Source organism: Allobosea robiniae (assembly GCF_900102525.1).
In the GTDB taxonomy this organism is placed as follows: domain Bacteria; phylum Pseudomonadota; class Alphaproteobacteria; order Rhizobiales; family Beijerinckiaceae; genus Allobosea; species Allobosea robiniae.
This window is the reverse complement of the sequence record NZ_FNBZ01000007.1, coordinates 14,838-34,858: the sequence shown is the minus strand read 5'-3', so window position 1 is coordinate 34,858 and position 20,021 is coordinate 14,838. Positions and strand designations below refer to the sequence as shown.

General features: G+C 64.5%; 22 protein-coding genes and 1 pseudogene. 17 read left to right on the top strand and 6 right to left on the bottom strand.

The annotated features are described in order from the left end of the window. The first annotated feature begins 58 nt into the window (after positions 1–58). Positions 59–2,137, top strand: coding sequence for a putative bifunctional diguanylate cyclase/phosphodiesterase (locus BLQ70_RS19025; protein WP_139163586.1), 2,079 nt, complete (start codon positions 59–61; stop codon positions 2,135–2,137). 161 nt (positions 2,138–2,298) lie between these two features. Here the strand turns inward: BLQ70_RS19025 and BLQ70_RS19020 are convergent, their stop codons facing one another. After that, the gene (locus tag BLQ70_RS19020; RefSeq protein WP_091859876.1) at positions 2,299–3,081 is read right to left on the bottom strand and encodes a DUF4394 domain-containing protein; all 783 of its coding nucleotides are present in this window, start codon (positions 3,079–3,081) and stop codon (positions 2,299–2,301) included. Between the two features lie 189 nt (positions 3,082–3,270). Here BLQ70_RS19020 and BLQ70_RS19015 point away from each other — a divergent pair, with 189 nt between their 5' ends. Further along, positions 3,271–3,831 carry a sigma-70 family RNA polymerase sigma factor gene (locus BLQ70_RS19015; protein WP_091859873.1) on the top strand — a complete coding sequence of 187 codons (561 nt, stop codon included), beginning with the start codon at positions 3,271–3,273 and terminating at the stop codon, positions 3,829–3,831. Further along, the gene (locus tag BLQ70_RS19010) at positions 3,828–4,550 is read left to right on the top strand and encodes an anti-sigma factor (protein WP_091859870.1); all 723 of its coding nucleotides are present in this window, start codon (positions 3,828–3,830) and stop codon (positions 4,548–4,550) included. The genes BLQ70_RS19015 and BLQ70_RS19010 overlap by 4 nt, the downstream gene beginning before the upstream one ends. A gap of 130 nt (positions 4,551–4,680) precedes the next feature. On the opposite strand, the gene BLQ70_RS19005 is transcribed toward BLQ70_RS19010, so the two are convergent. From BLQ70_RS19005 to BLQ70_RS18995, 3 genes are read right to left on the bottom strand one after another with little or no spacing between them, the layout of a single operon-like run. After that, positions 4,681–5,916: an SAM-dependent methyltransferase gene (locus BLQ70_RS19005; RefSeq protein WP_244512090.1), complete on the bottom strand. Its 1,236-nt coding sequence runs from the start codon at positions 5,914–5,916 to the stop codon at positions 4,681–4,683. Then, a complete protein-coding gene (locus BLQ70_RS19000; RefSeq protein WP_091859867.1) occupies positions 5,913–6,716 on the bottom strand; it encodes a DUF1365 domain-containing protein in 804 nt (267 codons plus the stop codon). Before BLQ70_RS19000 ends, BLQ70_RS19005 begins: the two co-directional genes overlap by 4 nt. Then, positions 6,713–8,071 (bottom strand): NAD(P)/FAD-dependent oxidoreductase, encoded by a 1,359-nt coding sequence (locus tag BLQ70_RS18995; RefSeq protein ID WP_091859864.1) that lies wholly within the window; start codon positions 8,069–8,071, stop codon positions 6,713–6,715. The genes BLQ70_RS19000 and BLQ70_RS18995 overlap by 4 nt, the downstream gene beginning before the upstream one ends. 135 nt (positions 8,072–8,206) lie before the next feature. On the opposite strand from BLQ70_RS18995, the gene BLQ70_RS18990 reads away from it, so the two are divergent. The 6 genes from BLQ70_RS18990 (at position 8,207) to BLQ70_RS18965 (ending at position 12,317) form a co-directional block, all read left to right on the top strand. Continuing rightward, positions 8,207–8,800, top strand: a complete 594-nt coding sequence (locus BLQ70_RS18990; RefSeq protein ID WP_244512089.1) for a hypothetical protein — start codon at positions 8,207–8,209, stop codon at positions 8,798–8,800. Between the two features lie 30 nt (positions 8,801–8,830). Further along, a complete protein-coding gene (locus BLQ70_RS18985; protein WP_091859858.1) occupies positions 8,831–9,199 on the top strand; it encodes a DUF2147 domain-containing protein in 369 nt (122 codons plus the stop codon). Between the two features lie 73 nt (positions 9,200–9,272). Next, complete coding sequence (locus tag BLQ70_RS18980; RefSeq protein ID WP_244512088.1) at positions 9,273–9,875, top strand: sigma-70 family RNA polymerase sigma factor; 603 nt, start codon at positions 9,273–9,275, stop codon at positions 9,873–9,875. After that, on the top strand, positions 9,872–10,498 hold the full coding sequence (locus BLQ70_RS18975) for a ChrR family anti-sigma-E factor (RefSeq protein ID WP_091859855.1): 627 nt from the start codon (positions 9,872–9,874) through the stop codon (positions 10,496–10,498). Before BLQ70_RS18980 ends, BLQ70_RS18975 begins: the two co-directional genes overlap by 4 nt. Before the next feature lie 44 nt (positions 10,499–10,542). Then, complete coding sequence (locus BLQ70_RS18970; RefSeq protein WP_342028492.1) at positions 10,543–11,298, top strand: DUF1295 domain-containing protein; 756 nt, start codon at positions 10,543–10,545, stop codon at positions 11,296–11,298. Beyond that, positions 11,295–12,317 (top strand): SAM-dependent methyltransferase, encoded by a 1,023-nt coding sequence (locus BLQ70_RS18965; RefSeq protein ID WP_091859849.1) that lies wholly within the window; start codon positions 11,295–11,297, stop codon positions 12,315–12,317. The genes BLQ70_RS18970 and BLQ70_RS18965 overlap by 4 nt, the downstream gene beginning before the upstream one ends. Positions 12,318–12,335: 18 nt before the next feature. Here the strand turns inward: BLQ70_RS18965 and BLQ70_RS18960 are convergent, their stop codons facing one another. Further along, complete coding sequence (locus tag BLQ70_RS18960) at positions 12,336–12,749, bottom strand: DUF2177 family protein (protein WP_091859845.1); 414 nt, start codon at positions 12,747–12,749, stop codon at positions 12,336–12,338. Positions 12,750–12,893: 144 nt separating this feature from the next. Between BLQ70_RS18960 and BLQ70_RS18955 the strand changes: the two genes are divergently transcribed. The 7 genes and pseudogenes from BLQ70_RS18955 to BLQ70_RS26155 form a co-directional block, all read left to right on the top strand. After that, positions 12,894–13,748, top strand: coding sequence for an alpha/beta hydrolase (locus tag BLQ70_RS18955; protein WP_091859843.1), 855 nt, complete (start codon positions 12,894–12,896; stop codon positions 13,746–13,748). Between the two features lie 169 nt (positions 13,749–13,917). Next, a complete protein-coding gene (locus BLQ70_RS18950) occupies positions 13,918–15,009 on the top strand; it encodes an alpha/beta hydrolase (protein ID WP_091859839.1) in 1,092 nt (363 codons plus the stop codon). A gap of 68 nt (positions 15,010–15,077) precedes the next feature. Then, positions 15,078–16,178, top strand: coding sequence for an alpha/beta hydrolase (locus tag BLQ70_RS18945; RefSeq protein WP_091859836.1), 1,101 nt, complete (start codon positions 15,078–15,080; stop codon positions 16,176–16,178). A 116-nt stretch (positions 16,179–16,294) separates the two neighbouring features. Beyond that, entirely contained in the window at positions 16,295–16,726 is a 432-nt protein-coding gene (locus tag BLQ70_RS18940; protein WP_091859834.1) for a carboxymuconolactone decarboxylase family protein, read from the top strand. Between the two features lie 8 nt (positions 16,727–16,734). Continuing rightward, entirely contained in the window at positions 16,735–17,205 is a 471-nt protein-coding gene (locus BLQ70_RS18935; protein ID WP_091860720.1) for a (R)-mandelonitrile lyase, read from the top strand. Between the two features lie 14 nt (positions 17,206–17,219). After that, entirely contained in the window at positions 17,220–17,702 is a 483-nt protein-coding gene (locus tag BLQ70_RS18930) for a cytochrome P460 family protein (RefSeq protein ID WP_091860717.1), read from the top strand. A gap of 132 nt (positions 17,703–17,834) precedes the next feature. Continuing rightward, a pseudogene (locus BLQ70_RS26155) lies at positions 17,835–18,095 on the top strand (DUF4405 domain-containing protein); the annotation flags it as partial. Positions 18,096–18,360: 265 nt separating this feature from the next. On the opposite strand, the gene BLQ70_RS18920 reads toward BLQ70_RS26155, so the two are convergent. Further along, positions 18,361–19,254, bottom strand: a complete 894-nt coding sequence (locus tag BLQ70_RS18920) for a LysR family transcriptional regulator (RefSeq protein WP_091859832.1) — start codon at positions 19,252–19,254, stop codon at positions 18,361–18,363. Positions 19,255–19,871: 617 nt separating this feature from the next. On the opposite strand from BLQ70_RS18920, the gene BLQ70_RS25700 reads away from it, so the two are divergent. Then, the gene (locus tag BLQ70_RS25700; RefSeq protein ID WP_170843467.1) at positions 19,872–20,015 is read left to right on the top strand and encodes a hypothetical protein; all 144 of its coding nucleotides are present in this window, start codon (positions 19,872–19,874) and stop codon (positions 20,013–20,015) included. The last annotated feature ends 6 nt before the right edge of the window (positions 20,016–20,021 follow it).

Below are 20,021 nucleotides of genomic sequence, written 5' to 3'. Positions count from 1 at the left end.
ATTTCGAAAGCGCGCCGCCATACCCTGATCGACCGTTAGCTTGGCGAGAGGCCGACGCTTGACCACTCAGCGCATGACTCGAGCTTTCCCCGTGGACAGTGCTCTATTGAACGCTGTCCTGGAGCATGTGGACCAAGGAATTCTGATGGTCGATGCCAACGGCTATGTGGCCGTGTGCAATCAGCGCGCGATCGACCTGCTTGGCCTGCCACCCGACCTGATGCGTTCCAATCCATCTTTCGAGGCGGTGAAGAGATGGCAGATGGAACAAGGTGAATTTGGTACTGTCACCGAGGACCTCCTTCGGGCCATCAAATATGAAGGGATACACGTAGAAATCCTGGACTACGATAGGCAGAGACCAGACGGCACGGTGCTGGAAGTTCGAACCAACCGCCTCCCCAACGGCGGAATGGTGCGCACCTTTACTGACATAACCACACGAAAAGCGGCCGAGAACGCGATTCGGGTGAGCGAGGAGCGCCTGCGGCTGGCTTTGCAGGCGAGCAGGATGGCTGCTTGGGAGCTCGATCTCGAGACGCAGTGGGTCGATCGCTCCGAGAATTCCATGGTGCTGCTCGGCATTTCCTCGGGACCGGCAGGCGATTTCATCAATAGGGTCCATCCCGACGACCGAGAAATAGTGACGGCCTTCTGGAGCGCCGTCAGGTCGGAAGGAAGTGGCGCGGCCGAAGTGCGCTACCATTCTCCTGACGGCTCGCAAACGTGGCTTGCTCTCAGGGCCGAGCGAAAGGACGATAATCGACTCATCGGACTGACCTTCGACATCGCAGATCGAAAGGCCGCCGAAGAAGCCATCTGGCGAACCGCCAATCACGACCCTCTGACGGGCTTGGCGAACCGGGCGCTCTTCCAGGCTCGCCTCAACGAGGCGCTGACGAATGCCGGAATCTCTGGGGCCAGCGTGGGGCTGTTGCTGCTGGATCTCGACGACTTCAAGGATGTCAATGACACGCTTGGCCATGCGGTTGGAGACCTCCTCCTTCAGGAGGCGGCCCTTCGGCTCAGAAGCTTTGTCGGAGAAGGCGATACCGTGGCACGCCTCGGGGGCGACGAGTTTGCCATCATACTCGCCGATATTTCAGCGGGAAGTGAAGCAACTGCCCTTGCTACGGAAATCGTAGACGCTCTCTGCGCTCCCTTCCAGCACGAAGGACGAGCTCTTTCCACAACGGTCAGCATCGGGCTGGCAACCTTCCCTGAGCATCACCGCGATCCGGTCGAACTGATGAAGGACGCCGACATCGCGCTTTATCGCGCGAAGGAGCAGGGGCGCAGCCAAGCGGTTGCTTATACCAGTGCCGCTCGCGAGACGATGGAGCATCGCGTGACCATCGCACACGACGTCCGGGAAGGGCTCGCAGCACAGCAGTTCGTTCCCTATTACCAGCCGAAAGTGTCGTTGGTGACAGGCCGGATCGTCGGCTTCGAGGCCCTCGCGCGTTGGAACCACCCGACCAAAGGGCTTCTCACGCCTGCCTATTTTGGCTCGATGTTCGCCGAGCAGGCCATTTCGATTGCTCTGGGCGAGCAGATGATCCGCCAGGTTGCGGTCGATGTTCGATCATGGCTGAATCAGGGTCTCGAATGCGGTCGCGTCGCGGTCAATCTGTCTTCCGCCGAGATCTCCGACCCGAGACTCGCCGACAGGATTATCCGCATCCTGGAGGATACACGTGTCCCTTCGGCGCATTTTGAAGTCGAAGTGACGGAAACGGCTTTCCTCGGGCGCAGAACCGCGACGGCGTCCTCCATCCTGAACAAGCTGCACGAGGCCGGCGTCTCCATCGCATTGGATGATTTCGGGACGGGCTTTGCGTCGCTTCTTCATCTGAAGCAGTTCCCTGTGGACCACATCAAGATCGACCAGAGTTTCGTGCGGAACCTGATCAGCGACGACAGCGACGCTGCAATTGTCGCCGCCATCGTAAGTCTCGGTCACGCTATGGGAATGCATACAACTGCGGAGGGGGTCGAAAGCCCCCAACAGGCCGCACGCCTGCGCGAAGCAGGGTGCGATTCTGCTCAGGGCTATTTTTATGCGAAGCCGCTGCGAGGGGAGATGGTGCCGAAGACCATTCAGAGCTGGTTCCCGACAGGCAAGCCAGAGCTTTGAGGGCGGAAGGTGCTTACCTCGGCGCTTAGCGCCATGACCGGACATTGAGTCACTCCACGGAAGCAGACATTTGAAGCGATTGATCGGTGCATGGGAGCGCCAGGCGAGACGTGGTGAAGACGCCCGCCGTATAGCGAGCGCCCTGATCATCCAGCGCGGGCCTACATCGCCGGAAGGACGGCGATGTCCCTCGCGGCTGCGCTCAGACCAGCAACCTTGCCCACCGCAGTCGCCTTGCCGGTGGCGAGATCAACCTTGTGCAGGGCGCCGTCGGCGAGCAGCCAGCCAGTGTTGGTCCCGTCGCCCGCTGTCTCGACATCGAAGGCGATCGTTTTCGGCATGACGCCGAGCTTGCCGATCGCGCCGAGAACGCCGTCATTGGGCGGCGCCTGCTTGATCAGGCCGCCGATCTTGCCGTCGATGTCGTAGAGCGCCGTCTCCTTCGTACCCTTGACGGAGTTGGTGTAGGCGCCGGCTACGATCATGGGCACCTCGCCCTTGTGCATGTCGGTCTCGGCGAATTTCAGCTTACCGTCGACCGTGGTCTTGCCGTCATCGACATTGACCCGCAGGTTGGTGCCGTCGGAGCCGATCACGCGGAGCCGGTCGGCGGCCGGATTGAAATCGACCGTGGCCCGGGCGCCGGCAGGGAGCACGGTGTCCATCTTCGACTTCATCGTCGCCTTGCCCGTCTTGTCGATCGTATAGATCGCGCCGTCGACCGCGAGCGCGTAGAGCATGCCGTCGGCCGGTCTGACGTCGATGCCAGCGATCTTGCCGGCAAGGCCGGTGACCTTCATCTGCTTGCTGGCCTTGAGGGTCGCGGTATCGACCATGGTGAGCGTGTCGTCGCCGGTGAGAGCCGCGAGCATGGCGGCCTGCGCGGCGATCCCGCTGCCGAGAAACGTTGAAACGACGAGGGCGAAACGGATCGTCTTGGTCATGGTGTCCTCCGGTTCTGTCAGGCGCCGCGGCATGCATATCTGCTGGCGGCGCTCATGCCGGATAGAGCCGAGGCAAGGCATTGGATGCGCTCGAAAAAATAAAGCCGCCGGGGTGCATCCATCGCGACGCGGGCAGCGTATCCTCCCGTCGTGCCGTCCAACCGGGGCAGCCGAGCTTAGGGATTCCGCATGGCCGTCAATGCCGCGCAATCGCATGGAGCAGGCATCGAGCAGGCGCTGGCGGCCTGTGCCGGGGGCGATAAAAACGCACTCCGGCGCATCTACGACCAGGAGTGCCCGCGTATGATCGGTGTGGCGCAGCGCATGCTGAAGCGCCGCGCCCTGGCGGAGGAAGCGGTGCAGGACAGTTTCATCCTGATCTGGCGGCATGCGGGACGCTTCGATCCGCAGCGCGGTTCGGGCTTAACCTGGATCTACGCCATCCTGCGCAACCGCACGCTGTCGATCCTGCGTGACGAGCGGCGGATGGAGACAGATGAAAGCCCGATTGGGCAGGAGGCCGCGAGCGAGGAGGACGATCCCGAGACCGTGATGGCGAAGCTCTCCGATGCCAAGGCCTTGCGCGGCTGTCTGGAGACCTTGTCGGCTCCGCGGCGCGGGATGGTGCTGCTCGCCTTCGTGCAGGGGCTGAGCCATGGCGAGATCGCCGGCAAGCTCGGCATACCGCTCGGGACGGTGAAATCATGGATCCGCCGTTCGCTGATCGCACTCAAGGAGTGCCTCGGATGACGCCGGAACTGGATCGCGAGATTGTTGCGGGAGAATATGTGCTGGGCCTGCTCGACGGCGCCGAGAAGGAGGCGTTCGAGAGGCAGATGGCGGGTGACGCGAAACTGGATGCCGCAGTCGCTCGCTGGCAGGCGCGGCTGACGCCGATCGATGCCACCGCCCGGGCGATCGAGCCATCGACAGGACTCTGGCGGAGCATCGAGAGCGGCCTCGACCAAGCTCCCGCGGCAAGCCAGGCCGCGGCTTCGCAGCCGGCGCGTGGCGCGCGGCTCTCGCAATGGTGGGAGAGCCTTTGGCTTTGGCGCGGGACCGCGTTGGCCAGTCTTGCCGCAGCGCTCCTGCTCGCCTTCGCGCTCGTCGCTGCCCTCGATCGTGCGCGTCGTCAGCCCGTGATGGTCGCGGTTCTGCTGACTGAGACCAATGTCGCCGCCGCCGTTGTGAATACGTTCGCCGACGGGCGCGTCGAATTGCTGCCGCTTCAGGATATCGCCGTGCCGCAGGGCCGTGCGCTGGAAATCTGGACGCTATGGGATCGTGCCACCGGGCCGCGCTCGGTCGGCCTCATCGACAGAGCCCGGGCCGTGCCGCTGCGCTTGGACAACCTGCCGCTCGGGGCCGATCAGCTCTTCGAGATCACGGTGGAACCCGCCGCCGGTTCGCCAACCGGACGCCCGACCGGCCCGATCGTCGCCAAGGGGCTGACTGCGCGGCGCCTCTAAAGCAATTCCGCCATTTCCTGAGTCGCGAAATTGCTCTAGGCCTTTGTTTTATCGCATTTTCTTGACGCGAACCGGTATCCACTTCACTCGAAAATGCTCTAGAAGGGTGCGGCGGGGAACGCCGCGCCTCTCAGCGGCCTTGAAGGGCGAGCAGGTTGACGTCGATCGTCCGGGCGCGGAAGCCTGCTTCGCAGTAGCAGAGATAGAATTCCCAGAGCCGGCGAAACGGCTCGTCGAACCCCAACGGCAATATCTCAGCCCAGCTTTCGAGAAAGCGCCGGCGCCACTCCTTCAGGGTCAGGGCGTAGCTGCCGCCGAAGTCGAGCTGCTCGACCACGGCGAGAGCGGCAGCCTCGGCACTGCTCTTGAGCATTGGAACCGATGGCAGGCTACCTCCGGGGAAGATGTAGCGCTGGATGAAATCGCTGCCCTGCTGGTAGCTCTCGAACAGCGCGTCGTCGATCGTGATCGCCTGCAGGACGACACGGCCGCCGGGCCTGAGCGAGCGGTTCAAGGTATCGAAGTATGACGGCCAGTAGGCGCGGCCGACCGCCTCGATCATCTCGATTGAAACGATGCGGTCGAACAGCCCGGCGATGTCGCGATAATCCTTGAGCTCGATGGTGACGCGTTCGGACAGGCCTGCGGCGGCAACGCGCTGTCGTGCGGCTTCGAGCTGGGCCGGCGACAAGGTGATCGCCGTCACGCGGCAGCCCTCGCGCGCCAGCCGTTCCGCCAGCGCTCCCCAGCCGCAGCCGATCTCCAGAACATGCTCGCCGCCCGAAAGGTCGAGCATGGCGACGATCCGGTCCATCCGGCGCTGCTGAGCGGCCTCTAGCGTCTCGGTCGGCGTTTCATAGAGTGCCGAGGAATACATCATGCTGGCATCGAGCCAGTGGCCGTAGAAATCATTGCCGAGATCGTAATGCGCCGTGATGTTACGGCGGCTGCCGCGGCGCGTATTGGCGTTGAGGACATGCCGCAGGCGGTTGAGCAGACGGGCCGGCCAGGCCCCCGAGACCAGCTTGCGCAGGGTCGCATCGTTGCGCGCGCCGAGCTCGATCAAGGCCGTGAGATCCGGCGTATGGAGGTCGCCGTCGCGATAGGCTTCGGCCAGGCCGATATCGCCGTCGAGCAAAAGGCGGCGCATCGACCGCCAGTTGTTCAGGATCATCGTCGCCTGCGGCCCCGGCAGGCCGGGCACGCTGCAAAGTCGCTCGCCATCCGGTGTGAAGACCGTCAGGTGGCCGATGGCGATCCTGGAGAGCACGCGGCGCAGGAACCAGCGCGACAGGCCGATACCACCTGGCAGGGAGAGCGCCTGTTCGGGCATGCGAAATTGCTGTTCCGCGTCGGGCCGGCTCATGGCTGCTGAGGTCCTTTCGCATGAGCTGTCGCGGCTCTGCCGAGACTGAAGGAGTGCTCGGGCGGCGCGGGATGAGGCTGCCAGCGGATGCGCTTCGCCAGCAGCCGCAATGCATGCCAGTGAATGGCGGCGGTGATCTTCAGCGTGAGCAGCGGATGCGTCGCGAGCAGCCGCAACAGGGCCACATCACTCAGTTCCGTTCGCTTGCCGCTCAATACGGCGGTGATCAGGCGTCCATCCGTGTCGCTGCCCTCGATGGCGACGGAGACGCGTTCTCCCGGCGGGGTGACCGTGAAGGCGTAGCGCATGTCGAGATTCATGAACGGCGAGACGTGGAAGACCTTGTCGGCCTCCTGCCTCAACGCGCCTTCGGAACTATCGGCAGGCGCCACGTAGCTATGAATCTCGCCAAAGGTGTTGTGCACCTCGTAGACGGTGGCGCAGAGGCTGCCGTCGCGGCGGCAGCAGAAATAGGTGCTGAGCGGATTGAACGTGTAGCCGAGAATGCGCGGCATGGTCAGCAGGCGGATCGGACCACCATCATGCGCGATCCCGGCTTTCGCCAGGGTTTCTTCGATCTGCGGCCGCAGGGGCCGCCCGCTGCGATCCCCGTAATCCGCGTCGCGAAAAGCGTAGAGATTGAAGCGGTTGCGCGAAAAGAAGCGGAGCTTCGCCGACACCCGATCGATCTCGTCGAGATCGAGCAGCATCCAGAACACGCGATAGGCCAGCGCATGCGGCCGGGGCCGGAACCGATGGTGCCTGACACGGCCGACATAGAGGGCAGATTGCAAGGTCATGCGGCCTGCTCCAGTCGCGGCCCGATTGGAATGCGCCCGGACTCATTGCGAACCCGCCAGGGCCGACGAACGCCGCCGAGTTCCTCGGCCACTGCGAGCCCGGCCTGCAGGCCGTCCTCATGGAAGCCCGATCCGACATAGGCACCGCAAAACCAGCTTCGACGTGTGCCCTGAAGCCACCAGAGGCGCTGTTGCGCGTCGAGAGCCGCCGCGTCGAAGAGCGGATGATCATAGATATCCTCATGGAGGACTGTGTCCGCACGCAGCGTGTCCGGCGGGTTGAGCGTGACGAAGAGAGGCGGCTCGTTCGGCAAGCCTTGCAGCCGGTTCATCCAGTAGGTGACCGCGCAGGCGGCGTCCGGCCGGGCGCGGTCGCCGATATGGTTCCAGCTTGCCCAAGCGCGGCGTCGCTTCGGCATCAGCGCTTCATCGCCATGCAGCACGGCGCGGTTGCGGCTATAGCGGAACGCGCCGAGCGTTTCGACCTCGGCCTGGTCGGGATCGGCCAGCATGGCAAGCGTCTGGTCGGCATGGGAGGCGAAGACGACCTGGTCGAAGGTCTCGTTCCAACCGTCGCCCGTCAGAACGACATCGTCGGTTCCGCGCCGAACCTGCCTCACCGGCGAGCCGAGCCTCACTTCTCCCGAAAAGGCGGTGCGCAGCTTCTGCACATAGACGCTGCTGCCGCCGGTCACGGTGCGCCAGACCGGCCGGTCGCTGAGCTGGAGCAGGCCGTGATTGTGATGGAAGCGCAGGAAGGCGGCGGCCGGATAGGACAGGATCTCCGAGCAGGGGGCCGACCAGATCGCTGCCGCCATCGGCAGGAGATGATCGTCCCGGAACGCGGCGCCGTAACCGCCGGCTGCAAGATAGTCGCCGAGCGAGATGGCGGCCGCGCCACCCGAAAGCGCGTCCCTCGATGCGTTCCGATAGAAGCGGGTGATATCTTGCAGCATCGCCCAGAAGCGCGGGCGCACCAGATTGCTGCGCTGGGCGAACAGGCCGGCGACGCTGGTGCCGCTATATTCGAGCCGGCCACCATCGAGCGATACGGCGAAGGACATTTCGGTCGGCTGCGTGGCGACGCGAAGATGCTCCATCAGCGCGATGAAATTCGGATAGGTCGCCTCGTTGTAGACGATGAAGCCGGTATCGACCGCCGTTTCGCCGCCGGCACCCGCCACGCGAACCGTGTTGGCGTGACCGCCGAGGCGAGGGGCAGCCTCGAACAGCACGACGTCATGCGCTTGCCCAAGCAGCCACGCCGCCGAGAGGCCGGATATGCCGGCACCGATGACGGCGATCCGCATCGCCTTGCCCTGAGCCCGCTCCGTCGTCGCTGTTTCGTTTGTCATGACGGGTATACGCGGCCGGGACCGGACTGGATTTGCTGCCGCGCGACCAAAAGCACCCCGGCCGAGTGACCCGCCACAGCCCCTCCTGCGTAAACGAAGAATGGCCGGGGCTTTCCGCGAGGGGTGACGATGCCGATGAGCCGACTGAAGCGAGTGGTCGCGGCGATCAGCGCCTATGCTGCGCATCCCGATCCGCGGGCGGCGATCGCGAATACCGTCGCGCTCGTGATCCTCTCCAACCAGCCCTTCTATCCGCTCTATCTCCATTGGGCGGTCGCGCCCGTCATCACACCATCCTATGTCACCTTCCTGTCGACGCCGCTCTTCGGGGCCGTGCCGGCCGTCATGCGGTGCAATACCGTGCTCGGGCGAGCGCTGCTCCTCGCCGCCGGCATCGGCAATACGTTGCTCTGCCGGGCCGCCTTTGGCCCAGGCTCAGGGGTCGAGGTCTTCCTGTTTCCTTGCCTTATGCTGGCGCTGATGCTGTTTCGCCGCGCGGAGCGCCTCTTCGCTCTCGGCTTCGCGGCACTGGTCTTCGCCGCCTATCTGCTGCCGGCAGCCATCCTGGGGGCGCCGATACATCTCTACGGGCCCGACGAATACGCAGCCTTGCAGCGCCTTAATTTTCTGAGCGCGGCATCCCTGACTGCCCTGATCGGATGGCTGTTCGCCGGGCGTCTCGACACAAATTCGCGCGCCGATGAAACCGGCGGCACTCCCGGAGCGTAGACGAGATGCATTCGCCGAAAGGACCGCATCATGACGCGCCTTCCGCTTGTCCTCGTCCTCGTCGCTATTTCGGCCCACAGCGCTGCCGCCAACGATCTCGACGGGACATGGCTGCGTGACGACGGCAATGCGCGCGTGCGGATCGCGCCCTGCGGCGACAAGATCTGCGCCACCAATCTCTGGATCGGCGACACCAGCAAGGGCGAGGCAGCCGGCGACAAGCTGGTCATGACGCTGGCCCGCCAGCCCGACGGCACGTTCTCGGGCAACGCCTACGATCCCAAGCGCGACTGGACCTACTCGATGACGATCACAGTGACGCCGGGTACGCTCGCCACGCGCGGTTGCATCGTCGGGCGCCTGATCTGCCGCGACGTGAACTGGAAGGCCGCCGAGTGATGGCGGGCGGCCTCGTCCCGGTGATCCGGAGCGGTTCCGGCCGCGTATCTCATACATGGTCCCCGCTCTCGCCTTGACTGTCGACGGCATGCGCGAGGTGGGAGCCAGCGCTCAAGGAGGTCGTTTCATCGTCTTGTTCGACCCCAACAGACTGATTGCGGCCATTGCGCGCTCAGGGGACCGGGCCGCTTTCGCCGCGCTGTTCGACCATTTCGCGCCGCGCGTGAAAGGGTTGCTGATGCGCGGCGGCGCCCCGGCGGAGCTGGCCGAGGAGGTCGCGCAGGAAACGCTCCTGACCGTCTGGCGCAAGGCAGCCCTGTTCGATCCCGCGAAGGCAAGCGCCTCGACCTGGATCGCAACGATCGCGCGCAACCTGCGCATCGACATCGCCCGACGTGAGATCCGGTCGCGGCTATCGCAAGTTTACGAGATCCTGGATGAAGAAGCCCCCGAACAACCCGATGCGATGCTCTCCGGCGCCGAACGCGATGCGCGCGTGCGGGCCGCGATGACCCAGCTTTCACCCGACCAGTACCGCGTGGTCGAACTCGCTTTCATCGAAGGCTTCAGTCATCAGGATGTCGCCGATCGCCTCGCCATCCCGTTGGGCACGGTGAAATCCCGCCTGCGCCTGGCACTGTCGCATCTGCGCGGCCGGCTGGAGGATCTGCGATGAGCATCGGGCATCGCCCATCCGACGAGACGCTCACCGCCTTCGCCGCAGGGCAGCTCGACGAAGGCTTGGCACTGGTCGTCGCCTGCCATATCGAGGCGGATCAGGAGAGCCGGCGCCGCTTGCGGGAACTCGAGGCCGTACAAGGCGCACTGCTGGATGCGGTCGAGCCCATCCCGATGGCTTCCGGCCCAAATCCTCCGGCCACCGCAGCACGAGCCGAGCCAGGGCCGGCTGCAGCCGTCCCGATGTCCGAAACCGGGATGCCGAAGGTGCTGCACCCCTATGGCCTCGGTCCCTGGCGCCCGATCGGCATCCGCATCGCCATGCGCCGCGTCGAGGTTCCCGGTGCGGGCGCGCGCGTCTTCATGCTGCGCGCCGGGCCGGGGATCGCCTTGCCGCACCACAAGCATACGGGGGTCGAATGGACCACGATCCTTGCCGGTGCCTATGAACACGAATACGGGCGCTACGCGGCCGGGGATTTCGACGAAGCGGACACCGAGCACGATCACACGCCGTGCGTCGATCCCGTCGAGGGCTGCACCTGCATCGTCGCGATGACGGGGAGCGTGCAGTTGCAGGGCTGGCTCGGCCGGCTGCTGCAGCCGCTGGTGCGGTTTTGACGATCGCCTCCTTCATCGCGGCTGTTATCTTCATGGCCGTGGCCATGTCCGCTTTCATGGCCCTGGCGACGCTGGTCGAACGCCGCACCGGCAATTCCGGCTGGATCGATGTGGTCTGGACTTTCGGACTGGGCCTGACGGGCATTGCCGGCGCTTTGCTGCCCTTCGGGGCGGGGCCAATGTCACGGCGCTTCGTCGTGGCCGGGCTCGCATTCGCCTGGGCGCTTCGGCTCGGCGTGCATATCGCGCGACGGACGACCGGCATCACCGAAGATCCCCGCTATGCGAAGCTGAAGCGGGACTGGGGAAGCGCTGCGCCGCAGCAACTGGCCCGGCTGCTGCAGATGCAGGCGGTGGTCAGCATTCCCCTGGGATTGGGAATCGTCCTCGCGGCACATAGCCCAGCGCCAGCGCTGGGTTGGCGGGATTTTACCGGTGTCGCCGTGTTCGCCGCCGGCCTTGCGGGAGGCGCCATCGCCGATGGGCAATTGCGGACCTTCGCACGCTCGGGAGCTGGCGGCGTCTGCGACTCTGGCCTGTGGCGCTGGTCGCGGCACCCGAACTACTTCTTCGAGTGCCTGCTCTGGTGCTCCTATCCCGTGATCGCGCTCGCGACCGGCTACCCCTGGGGCTGGCTTGCCTTGCTGGCACCGGCCTGCATCACGCTGCTGCTCACCCGCATCTCCGGCATACCCCCGCTGGAAGAGCACATGCTCGCCAAGCACGGCGATGCCTATCGCGACTACCAGCGCCGGACCAGCGCCCTGATCCCGCTGCCGCCGAAAGGAGCGACGCCATGACGATCATGCAGAGGCTCTCGACCTGGGGCGAAGGGCTGCCCGTACCCGATGCCGTCAGCCGCATGGTGATCGCGTCGCTGGTCGGGCGCACGGCGCGCTCGCTGGCAGCGCAATCGGCCGGTGCCGCGGCCTTCGCCCGCGACATGGCGGAATTTCCGATAGCCGTTCATACCGACGTCGCGAATGCCCAGCATTACGAGGTGCCGGCCGCTTTCTTCGATCAGGTGCTCGGCCCGCGGCGCAAGTATTCCTGCTGCTATTACGCTGATCCCGGCGACACGCTGGCCGCGGCGGAAGACAAGGCGCTGGAGCTGGCCGCGGAGCATGCCGATCTCGCCGATGGGCAGGACATCCTCGAACTCGGCTGCGGCTGGGGTTCGCTCTCGCTGTGGATGGCGGAGCGCTATCCGCTGGCGCGGATCGTATCGGTCTCAAACTCGGCTTCGCAACGCGCCTATATCGAAGAGCAGGCGCAGCGCCGTCATCTCTCCAATCTCCGCGTCGTCACCGCCGACATGAACGAGTTTGGCACGGAGGAGCGCTTCGATCGCGTCGTATCCGTCGAAATGTTCGAACACATGGCGAACTGGCGCGAGCTGCTCGGGCGGGTTCGTGACTGGCTGAAGCCGGACGGCCGGCTCTTCATCCATGTCTTCGCCCATCGGCAGGGCTGCTACCGTTTCGACACCGCCGATACGGGCGACTGGATCGCGCAGCATTTCTTCACAGGCGGTCTGATGCCGAGCGCGACGCTCGTGCACCAATTCCCCGATCTCTTCACCGTCGAGGCCGAATGGCGCTGGGGCGGCGAGCACTATCGCGCGACGGCAGAGGACTGGCTGGCGAATTTCGATCGCAACCTCGCGAAGATCGATCCGATCCTGCGCGAGACCTATGGTGCGGATGCGTCGCTCTGGCGTCGGCGCTGGCGGCTGTTCTTCCTGGCCACGAGCGGACTGTTCGGCCATGAAGGCGGCGATGCCTGGGGCGTTCATCACTACAGGTTGCGCGCGAACTGACGGATTGGCCGACTGGGGCTAGAACCAGCCCCAGTCGGCCGCCCGGCGGACGACGCCATAGGCGATCCATGTGCACAATCCGACGACGACCGTGCCGTAGACGAGATCGACGAGCGTGATCGTCAGCGTCCAGGGACGCAGCGTGGCGTAGTTCGTCAGATCGTAGGTCGCATAGGCGAGCAGACCGATGAGCGCGCCATTGAGCAATGCGGCGCCCGCGTTGCCGTCACGCAGCGCGGGCATCAATGCGAAATAGACGACCCCGAGCGGGAAACCGAAATAGAACAGCGCCGCCGGCCAGTAGCGCACCTGCTCGACGATGAGATCGCCGAGCGCGGGCCGATAGAGCCTTGCCGTCATCGTGCCCAGCCAGATGGCGTCGCAGATGCCGAAGGCGACGATGAAGGCGATGTAACCGGCGACGAAGCGCATGGCGATCTCCAGGATTCTGCGAGGAGATACGTGCGGCGGGCCGGCTCGGTTCAGTATCGCCGTCGATATCGCGCGGCCGCGGCGCTGATCCACCGCAGCGCTTAAGGCGTATAGATTGCGACGCTTCTCCGGCCCCAGGCTACGATGACGATCCGAATTGTCCGACGCGCGATCCTGCCTCTGCTGGCCGGACTGGCCCTTCCTGCATGCGCAGCCCTGCGCCCCGGCGGCCTGACCGAGGGGGCTCGCGATGTGGCCTATGGTCCTCATCCCCGGCAACGGATGGATATCTACGTGCCTTCGGGTGGCGGCAGCGCGCGGAAGCCGGTGGTCTTCTTCATCTATGGCGGCTCATGGGCCAATGGCGCGAAGGAAACCTATGCCTTCGTCGGCGAAGCGCTTTCCGCGCGCGGCTTCGTCACGGTGATCGCGGATTATCGGCTGGTGCCTGAGGTGCACTTCCCGGTCTTCATCGAGGATGGAGCGCTGGCGCTGCGTTTCGTCCGAGATAACATAGCCCGCTTCGGTGGCTCCCCGAAGGCAATCCACCTGATGGGGCATTCGGCGGGCGCCTACAACGCGATGATGCTGACGCTGGACCGGCGTTATCTTGCTGCCGTGGGAATGCGTGCCGGCGATATCCGCTCCACCGTAGGCCTCTCCGGCCCCTACGACTTTCTGCCGCTCGATATCGACGTGACGAAGGCGGCGTTTGGAAACGCGCGCGAACTCGCCCAGACGCAGCCGATCAACTTTGCAAGGCGCGACGCCCCGCCGGTCCTTCTGGTGACAGGATCCGCCGACACAACGGTGCTCCCCCGCAACAGCGAGCGCCTTGCCCTAGAGCTCAGAAAGGCGGGTGCGCGATCGATCTCGCTGAAGATCTATCAGGGGCTCGGCCATACAACCACAGCCACGGCGCTGTCCACGCTTCTGCAATGGCAGGCGCCCATCCTCAACGATGTCGTCGCGTTTCTTCAGGCGACATCTGCAAGGTGACTGCCGAGTTCTGCGCCAGAAGCCGTCAGATTTCGCACGGCGGATAACCGCCGTGGTCGCGGCCCCATTGATTAGGCAAGCTTATTAGCCCTATCGAATCCAGATGGCTAATCGAAGAGTGGGTCTGTGACTAGGTTCCTCGCAAGCTGATGCAGCGAACGAGGGGCAAATGCCTTCCATCGAGACCAAATTCCTTATTCCGCCCTTCCTTCTGGCGGCCGGCCTGATCGGCTCGACACCCGCGCTCGCTCAACAGCAGGCAGCCAACCCCGTGCCTCTGACGATCCAGGAGCAGGGCAGCTTCGCCGTCGGCGGGACGGTGGCGAATACCGCAGGCACCTACGATAACAACAAGCCGACGGCCGCAGGCCAAAGCCTGCACGGCGACCATCTCTACGCCTTCTATCAGGTTCCGCAGAACCCGAAGGCGTTGCCGATCGTGATGCTGCACGGCGCCTTCCAGTCGGCGCGGAGCTGGGAGGCGACCTCCGACGGGCGCGAAGGCTTCCAGACCCTGTTCCTGCGCCGCGGTTTCCCCGTTTATCTGGTGGATCAGCCGCGCCGCAGGCGGGCTGGCAACAGCACCGTCGCGACGACGATCGAGCCCACCCCTTACGATCAACTCTTCTTCGATCAGTTCCGGCTCGGCAAATGGCCGAACTACTTCGACAATGTCCAGTTCGACCGCAAGCCCGAGACGCTGAACCAGTTCTTCCGCTCGGTGACGCCGAACACCGGGCCCTACGATGCCGGCGTGATCTCCAACGCGATGGCGGCGCTGTTCGCCAAGACCGGTCCTGCAATCCTGTTCACGCATTCCCAGGGCGGCGGTCCGGGCTGGCTGACGGCGATCAAGAGCGCGAACGTTAAAGGCATCGTCGCCTTCGAACCGGGGAGTGGCTTCATCTTCCCGGAGGGTGAACTGCCCCCGGTTATGCCGAGTGCGGCCGGGGCCTTGTCGCCCGAGGCCGTGCCGACGGCGGATTTCCAGAAGCTCACCCGCATCCCGATCGTCATCTATTACGGTGACAATTTTCCGGTCGAGCCGACCACGGAGCGTGGGCAGGACAACTGGCGCGTGCGGCTCGCCATGGCCAAGCTCTGGGTCGCAGCCGTCAACAAGCATGGTGGTGACGCGCGTCTCGTGCATCTCCCCGAGATCGGCATCAAGGGCAACACGCATTTCCCGATGTCCGACCTCAACAATGTCGCGATCGCCGATCTGGTCTCGATATTCCTGGCCGAGAAGAAGCTCGACTGAACCGCTTGCGCGACAGCCGGCGCGACGCGGGCAGCGCTCTCCCTTCGGATCACGGATCGGAGGTCGAAATGACCACGACAGCCATCAACACGAGCAGGCGCGAATTCCTGGGGGCCTCCGCGCTCGTGCTCTCCGTTACAGTTCCAGGAGTTTCAACAATGGCCAATCCCACCACCGGCGCAGCCGACTCCAAGCAGAATCCGTTCGGCTTGGTCTATGGCGGCGCGATCACGAATAACGAGCCGGGCAAGGTCAACATCCACCCGGTCACCTACAAGCTGGGCGGGCTGGACATCGTCGCCAATGTCTACACCCCGGCGAACTACGATCAGAGCCGGAAGTATCCCGCCATCGTCGTCGCGCACCCGAATGGCGGCATCAAGGAACAGGTCGCGGGCCTCTATGCCCAGCGCCTGGCGGAACAGGGCTACATCACGATCACGATGGACGCGGCCTATCAGGGCGGCAGCGGCGGCCAGCCGCGCAGCGTCGACAAGCCCCAGTTCCGCATCGAGGACATCCATGGCGCAGCGGACTTCATCACCCGCTATGCGGGCGTCGATGCCGAGCGTCTCGGCCTGCTCGGCATCTGCGGTGGCGGCGGCTACGCATTATCGGCGGCGAAGGCCGACAAGCGGTTCAAGACCATCGCGACGCTGAGCATGTTCAACTCGGGACGGGTTCGTCGCAACGGCTTCGCGGATTCGCAACTGAACACGATTCAGGGCCGCCTGAAGCAGGTTTCGCAGGCTCGTGCCCAGGAGATGGCCGGGGGAGAAATCCTCTATGCGGGCGACGCCAACCTGACCGACGCGCAGATCGCCAAGCTTCCCTTCGAAATGTACCGGCAGGGTTACGAGTACTATTGGAAGACGCACGCGCATCCGAATTCGACCTTCAAGTACACGATGAGCAGCCTGCTCGACCTGATGCGCTGGGATGCCACCGACCAGATCGACCTGATCGACCAGCCGCTGCTGATGATCGCCGGCAGCAAGGCCGACAGCCTCTACATGACCGAGGACGCGTTCCCGAAGGCTGTCGGCACCAAGGACAAGCAACTGTTCAAGATCGAGGGCGCGACGCATATCGAGACCTATTGGGTCCCCAAATATGTCGACGCCGCGCTGGGCAAGCTGACGCCGTTCTTCGCCCGGACCCTCGTCTGACCGTTCAGAACCCGCGGACCCATCGCTTGGGCCATCCCGTGAAAGCTTTCAGCAGCGTGACGTCCCGGTTCCGTTCCGGGGCCGTCACGGCCTTGCCCCCGAGGAGCCGTGCACCCGTGAAGAAACTGACCCGAAATCTGTTCGCCGCAGCCGTCCTGCTGCTCTCCGGAGGACTGTCCACCATGGTGATCGCCCAGAGCCAGCCACCCGCCGCATCCAGCACGACTCCCGCCAAGCCGCCCTCCCGGGCCCAGCAACTGATGGGCGACATCGCGCCCAAGATGGCGGAGCTCACCGACAATGTGCTGTTCGGCGACATCTGGGAGCGCCCGGGCCTCGCCAAGCGCGACCGTAGCCTGGTCACCGTCAGCGCGCTGATCGCACTGAACCGTCCCGATCAGCTCCGCTCGCATCTCGCGCTCGCGCGGCAGAACGGTGTCAAGGAGGAGGAGCTCGTCGAGGCGATCACGCAGCTCGCCTTCTACACCGGCTGGCCGAACGCCATCACGGCGATCGGGGTCGCCCGCGACGTCTTCAAGCCGAAATGATGTCCGGGATGTTCGCGCCAGGACTCGCACTCATCGCCATGCTGCTGCCCATCGCCTCTGCCCTGGCCCAAACCAGTCAGGAGGTCGTCGTCCAGCGCGCCGGCTCGCAGAAGCCGAGCATCGGCGCCGCCCAGAACTTCACCGGAGCTGTCCGGGTCGACGGCCGTTTCCAGGGCAGTGCGCCGGCGCGGGTCAGCGGCGGCACGGTATCCTTCGAACCTGGAGCGCGCACCGCCTGGCACACGCACCCGCTCGGCCAGACGCTTATCGTCACGGCCGGCACGGGACTGGTGCAGCACTGGGGCGGCACCATCCAGGAGATCCGTCTCGGCGACGTCGTCTGGATCCCGCCGGGCGTGAAGCATTGGCACGGCGCAGCTCCGGCCACCGGCATGACGCATATCGCCATCTCGGAGGCACAGGAAGGCAAGACCGTCGATTGGCTGGAGCACGTCTCGGACGAGCAGTACCGGCGCTAGAAAACGAGATGAAGATGAAAATCCCTGCATTCCAGATCGCCCTGGCGGGTTTGTCCATGGCGGCCGTTCTCGCCGTCGGCTGGCAGGTTCATGCCGAGGCAACGCGGGTCACATTCCCTCAGCTCGACAAGCTCGTGCACTACACCACCGTGCGCCGCGGCAACGTCATGGAGCACATCATGACCACGCCCGAGGCGATCCAGGCGATCAAGGATCGCCAGCCCGTGCCCGCCGGCACGCATTTCGTTCTCGTCGACCATCGCGACGGCAAGCTCTTCCGCTATTTCGTCATGGAGAAGGGCCAGGGCTGGGGCGCGGATTACGACGAACGCCGCCGCACCGGCGACTGGCAGTTCCAGTGGTTCTGGCCGGACAAGACCATCAACAACGCGGAGAACACTGCGCGCTGCCAGTCCTGCCACAGCAGTCAGTCGGGGGCAGAGTATCTGTTCACTGGCTCCCGGATTCCCCGCTTCAACGGCACCCCGATCGAGTAGGCAGGGAAACGCGAGGTGAACCGTCTTTTTCTCTCCCGTTTGTGGCTCGATGGCCTGACCGCGGCGCTGCTGCTGCTCGGCTTCGCCTATTGGTGGCTGGGCAACGCTGTCCATGAGCTGGCGGGAACGGCGATGTTCCTGCTGATCATTGCCCATAACGTCTTCAACCGGCGCTGGTGGGGTGGGATTGCGCGGACACGGCGCGAGCCCCGCAGGCTGTTCAATGTCGCGGTGACCTTCGCGCTGCTGATCGCCATGCTGGCGTTGCTCCTCACCAGCGTGCTGATTTCGAACGCGCTGGCGCCATACCTGCCGCCCTGGGACGGCTTCACGGCGCGGCAGATCCACGCGCTGGCGGCCTACTGGGCCCTGATCATCGTCGCGATCCATCTCGGCCTGCGCTGGCCGATGCTGATGGGGGTGGCGCGCAACCTGTTCGGGATCAAAGGAACGAACCCGCTGCGAATGCTCGCGCTGCGCGTGACCGCGGGAGCAATCGCAGTCCATGGCGTCTGGAGCTTCTATCAGCTCGGCCTGGGTACGAAGCTTTCCATGCAGATGACGCTGGATTGGTGGAACTTCGAGGAGGCGGTCGCGGGCTTCTTCATCCATTGCGCGGCCGTCGCCGGGCTCGTGATGGTCATCACCTATTACGGGTTCAACCGCGATAGCGCAGGACGTCGACGAGCACCGACAGGGCCGGAGAGAAATGCCGCCGGCTCGGATAGTAGAGATGGTAGCCGGGGAATGGCGGGCACCAATCCTCGAGCACCCGGATGAGCCTGCCGGCGCGGATATGCGGGATCGCCTGATCCTCCGGCAGATAGGCCAGTCCGAGACCGTCGAGCGCCGAATTCAGGCGCAGCGCGAGGCTGTTGAATACGAGTTGCCCATCGCCACGCACCTTGACCTCGCGGCCATCCTTTTCGAGGCCCCAGGGAAACAGCCCGCCATAGGTCGGGAGACGAGACGCGATGCAGTTATGTGAGGCCAGGTCCTGCGGTGACTCCGGAATACCGAAGCGCTTGAAATAATCCGGCGATCCAACCACAGCCATGCGCATCTCCGGCCCGATCCGGACGGCGATCATGTCCTTCGCGACCTGTTCGCCCAGGCGCACCCCCGCATCGTAGCCCGCCGCCACGATATCGACGAGGCCATAGTCGACGATGATCTCGACCTTGATGTCGGGATGATCCGGCAGGAAGCGCTTCAGGGCGGGCTGCAGGGCGGAGATCGCGGCATGTTCGCCGGCCGTGATGCGGATCGTCCCAGCCGGCTTGCCCCGCAATTCGCCGAGTGCCGCGATCTCCGCCTCGATCTCGTCGAAGCGTGGCGCGACGCTTTCGAGAAGCCGCATGCCGGCCTCGGTCGGGGCGACGCTTCGGGTCGTGCGCGTCAGGAGCCGCAGCTTCAAGCGTTCCTCGAGAGCCTTGATGGTCTGGCTCAGCGCCGACTGCGAGACGCCCAGCTTGGCACCCGCCTTGGTGAAGCTGCGCTCCTTCGCGACCATGGCGAAGGCGGCGAGATCGTTGAAGTTCGGCTGCGCCATTGATTAGAGTGCCTTATGAGCCCGGTCGAATTATAGCTCCTTATCCCGGTGGCCGGCACGTGCTGGCAATGCTTCATCAACACATCGATTCAATGTTGCTCGCGGCCGAATTCTGGGCCACGCCAGTTGCGGACATTGGCACCCCGCCGATAGGCGGGCATTCAGGCGCGGCAGGCAGATGATGCCCCTAAGGCTGTCGCGAAAAGGGGTGGGGGCGCTCCTGCACATTGCAGTAGAGGCGCAATCCTTGGTAGAACTGCGTCCACTAGGCGTCGAAGCTGATGCCGTAGCCTGCAAGGTCGTTGCGCCAGTCGCCGTCGAGCAACCGGGGTTTTGACCAGAGCGAAACCTCGGAGACCTCCTCAGAGTAAGCAGGCGTGACCGCGATGAAGATCGCGATCAGAGCCGCCGTACAACGAACTCTCGATAATCTCCGCACAGGGTCCCCCAACCCAACCTCCGCATGCGGTCCGGCACCGCACGTCATCGGCTATGGTCCGGGCTTCGAGCCCGCCCCAGCCGAACAGGCGCTATGATGCTGACGCTACGGGCGCGCGCTATCCGAACGACGCATGTTTTTGAGAATCCTGCGGAGACTTGTGGAGCAACTTCAAGCCATGAAGTGCGACGATTGCGGTCTCGGGTTGTTGATCAAGATGGCCCGGCTGAAAGTAAGTAGCGCCAGCCTGCGGATCAATGAGCGTTCCAAAGCGCTGGGCCTCATGGGCAAGCACCTTGATCACTACATGGAGCGGTTTTGACGAGCT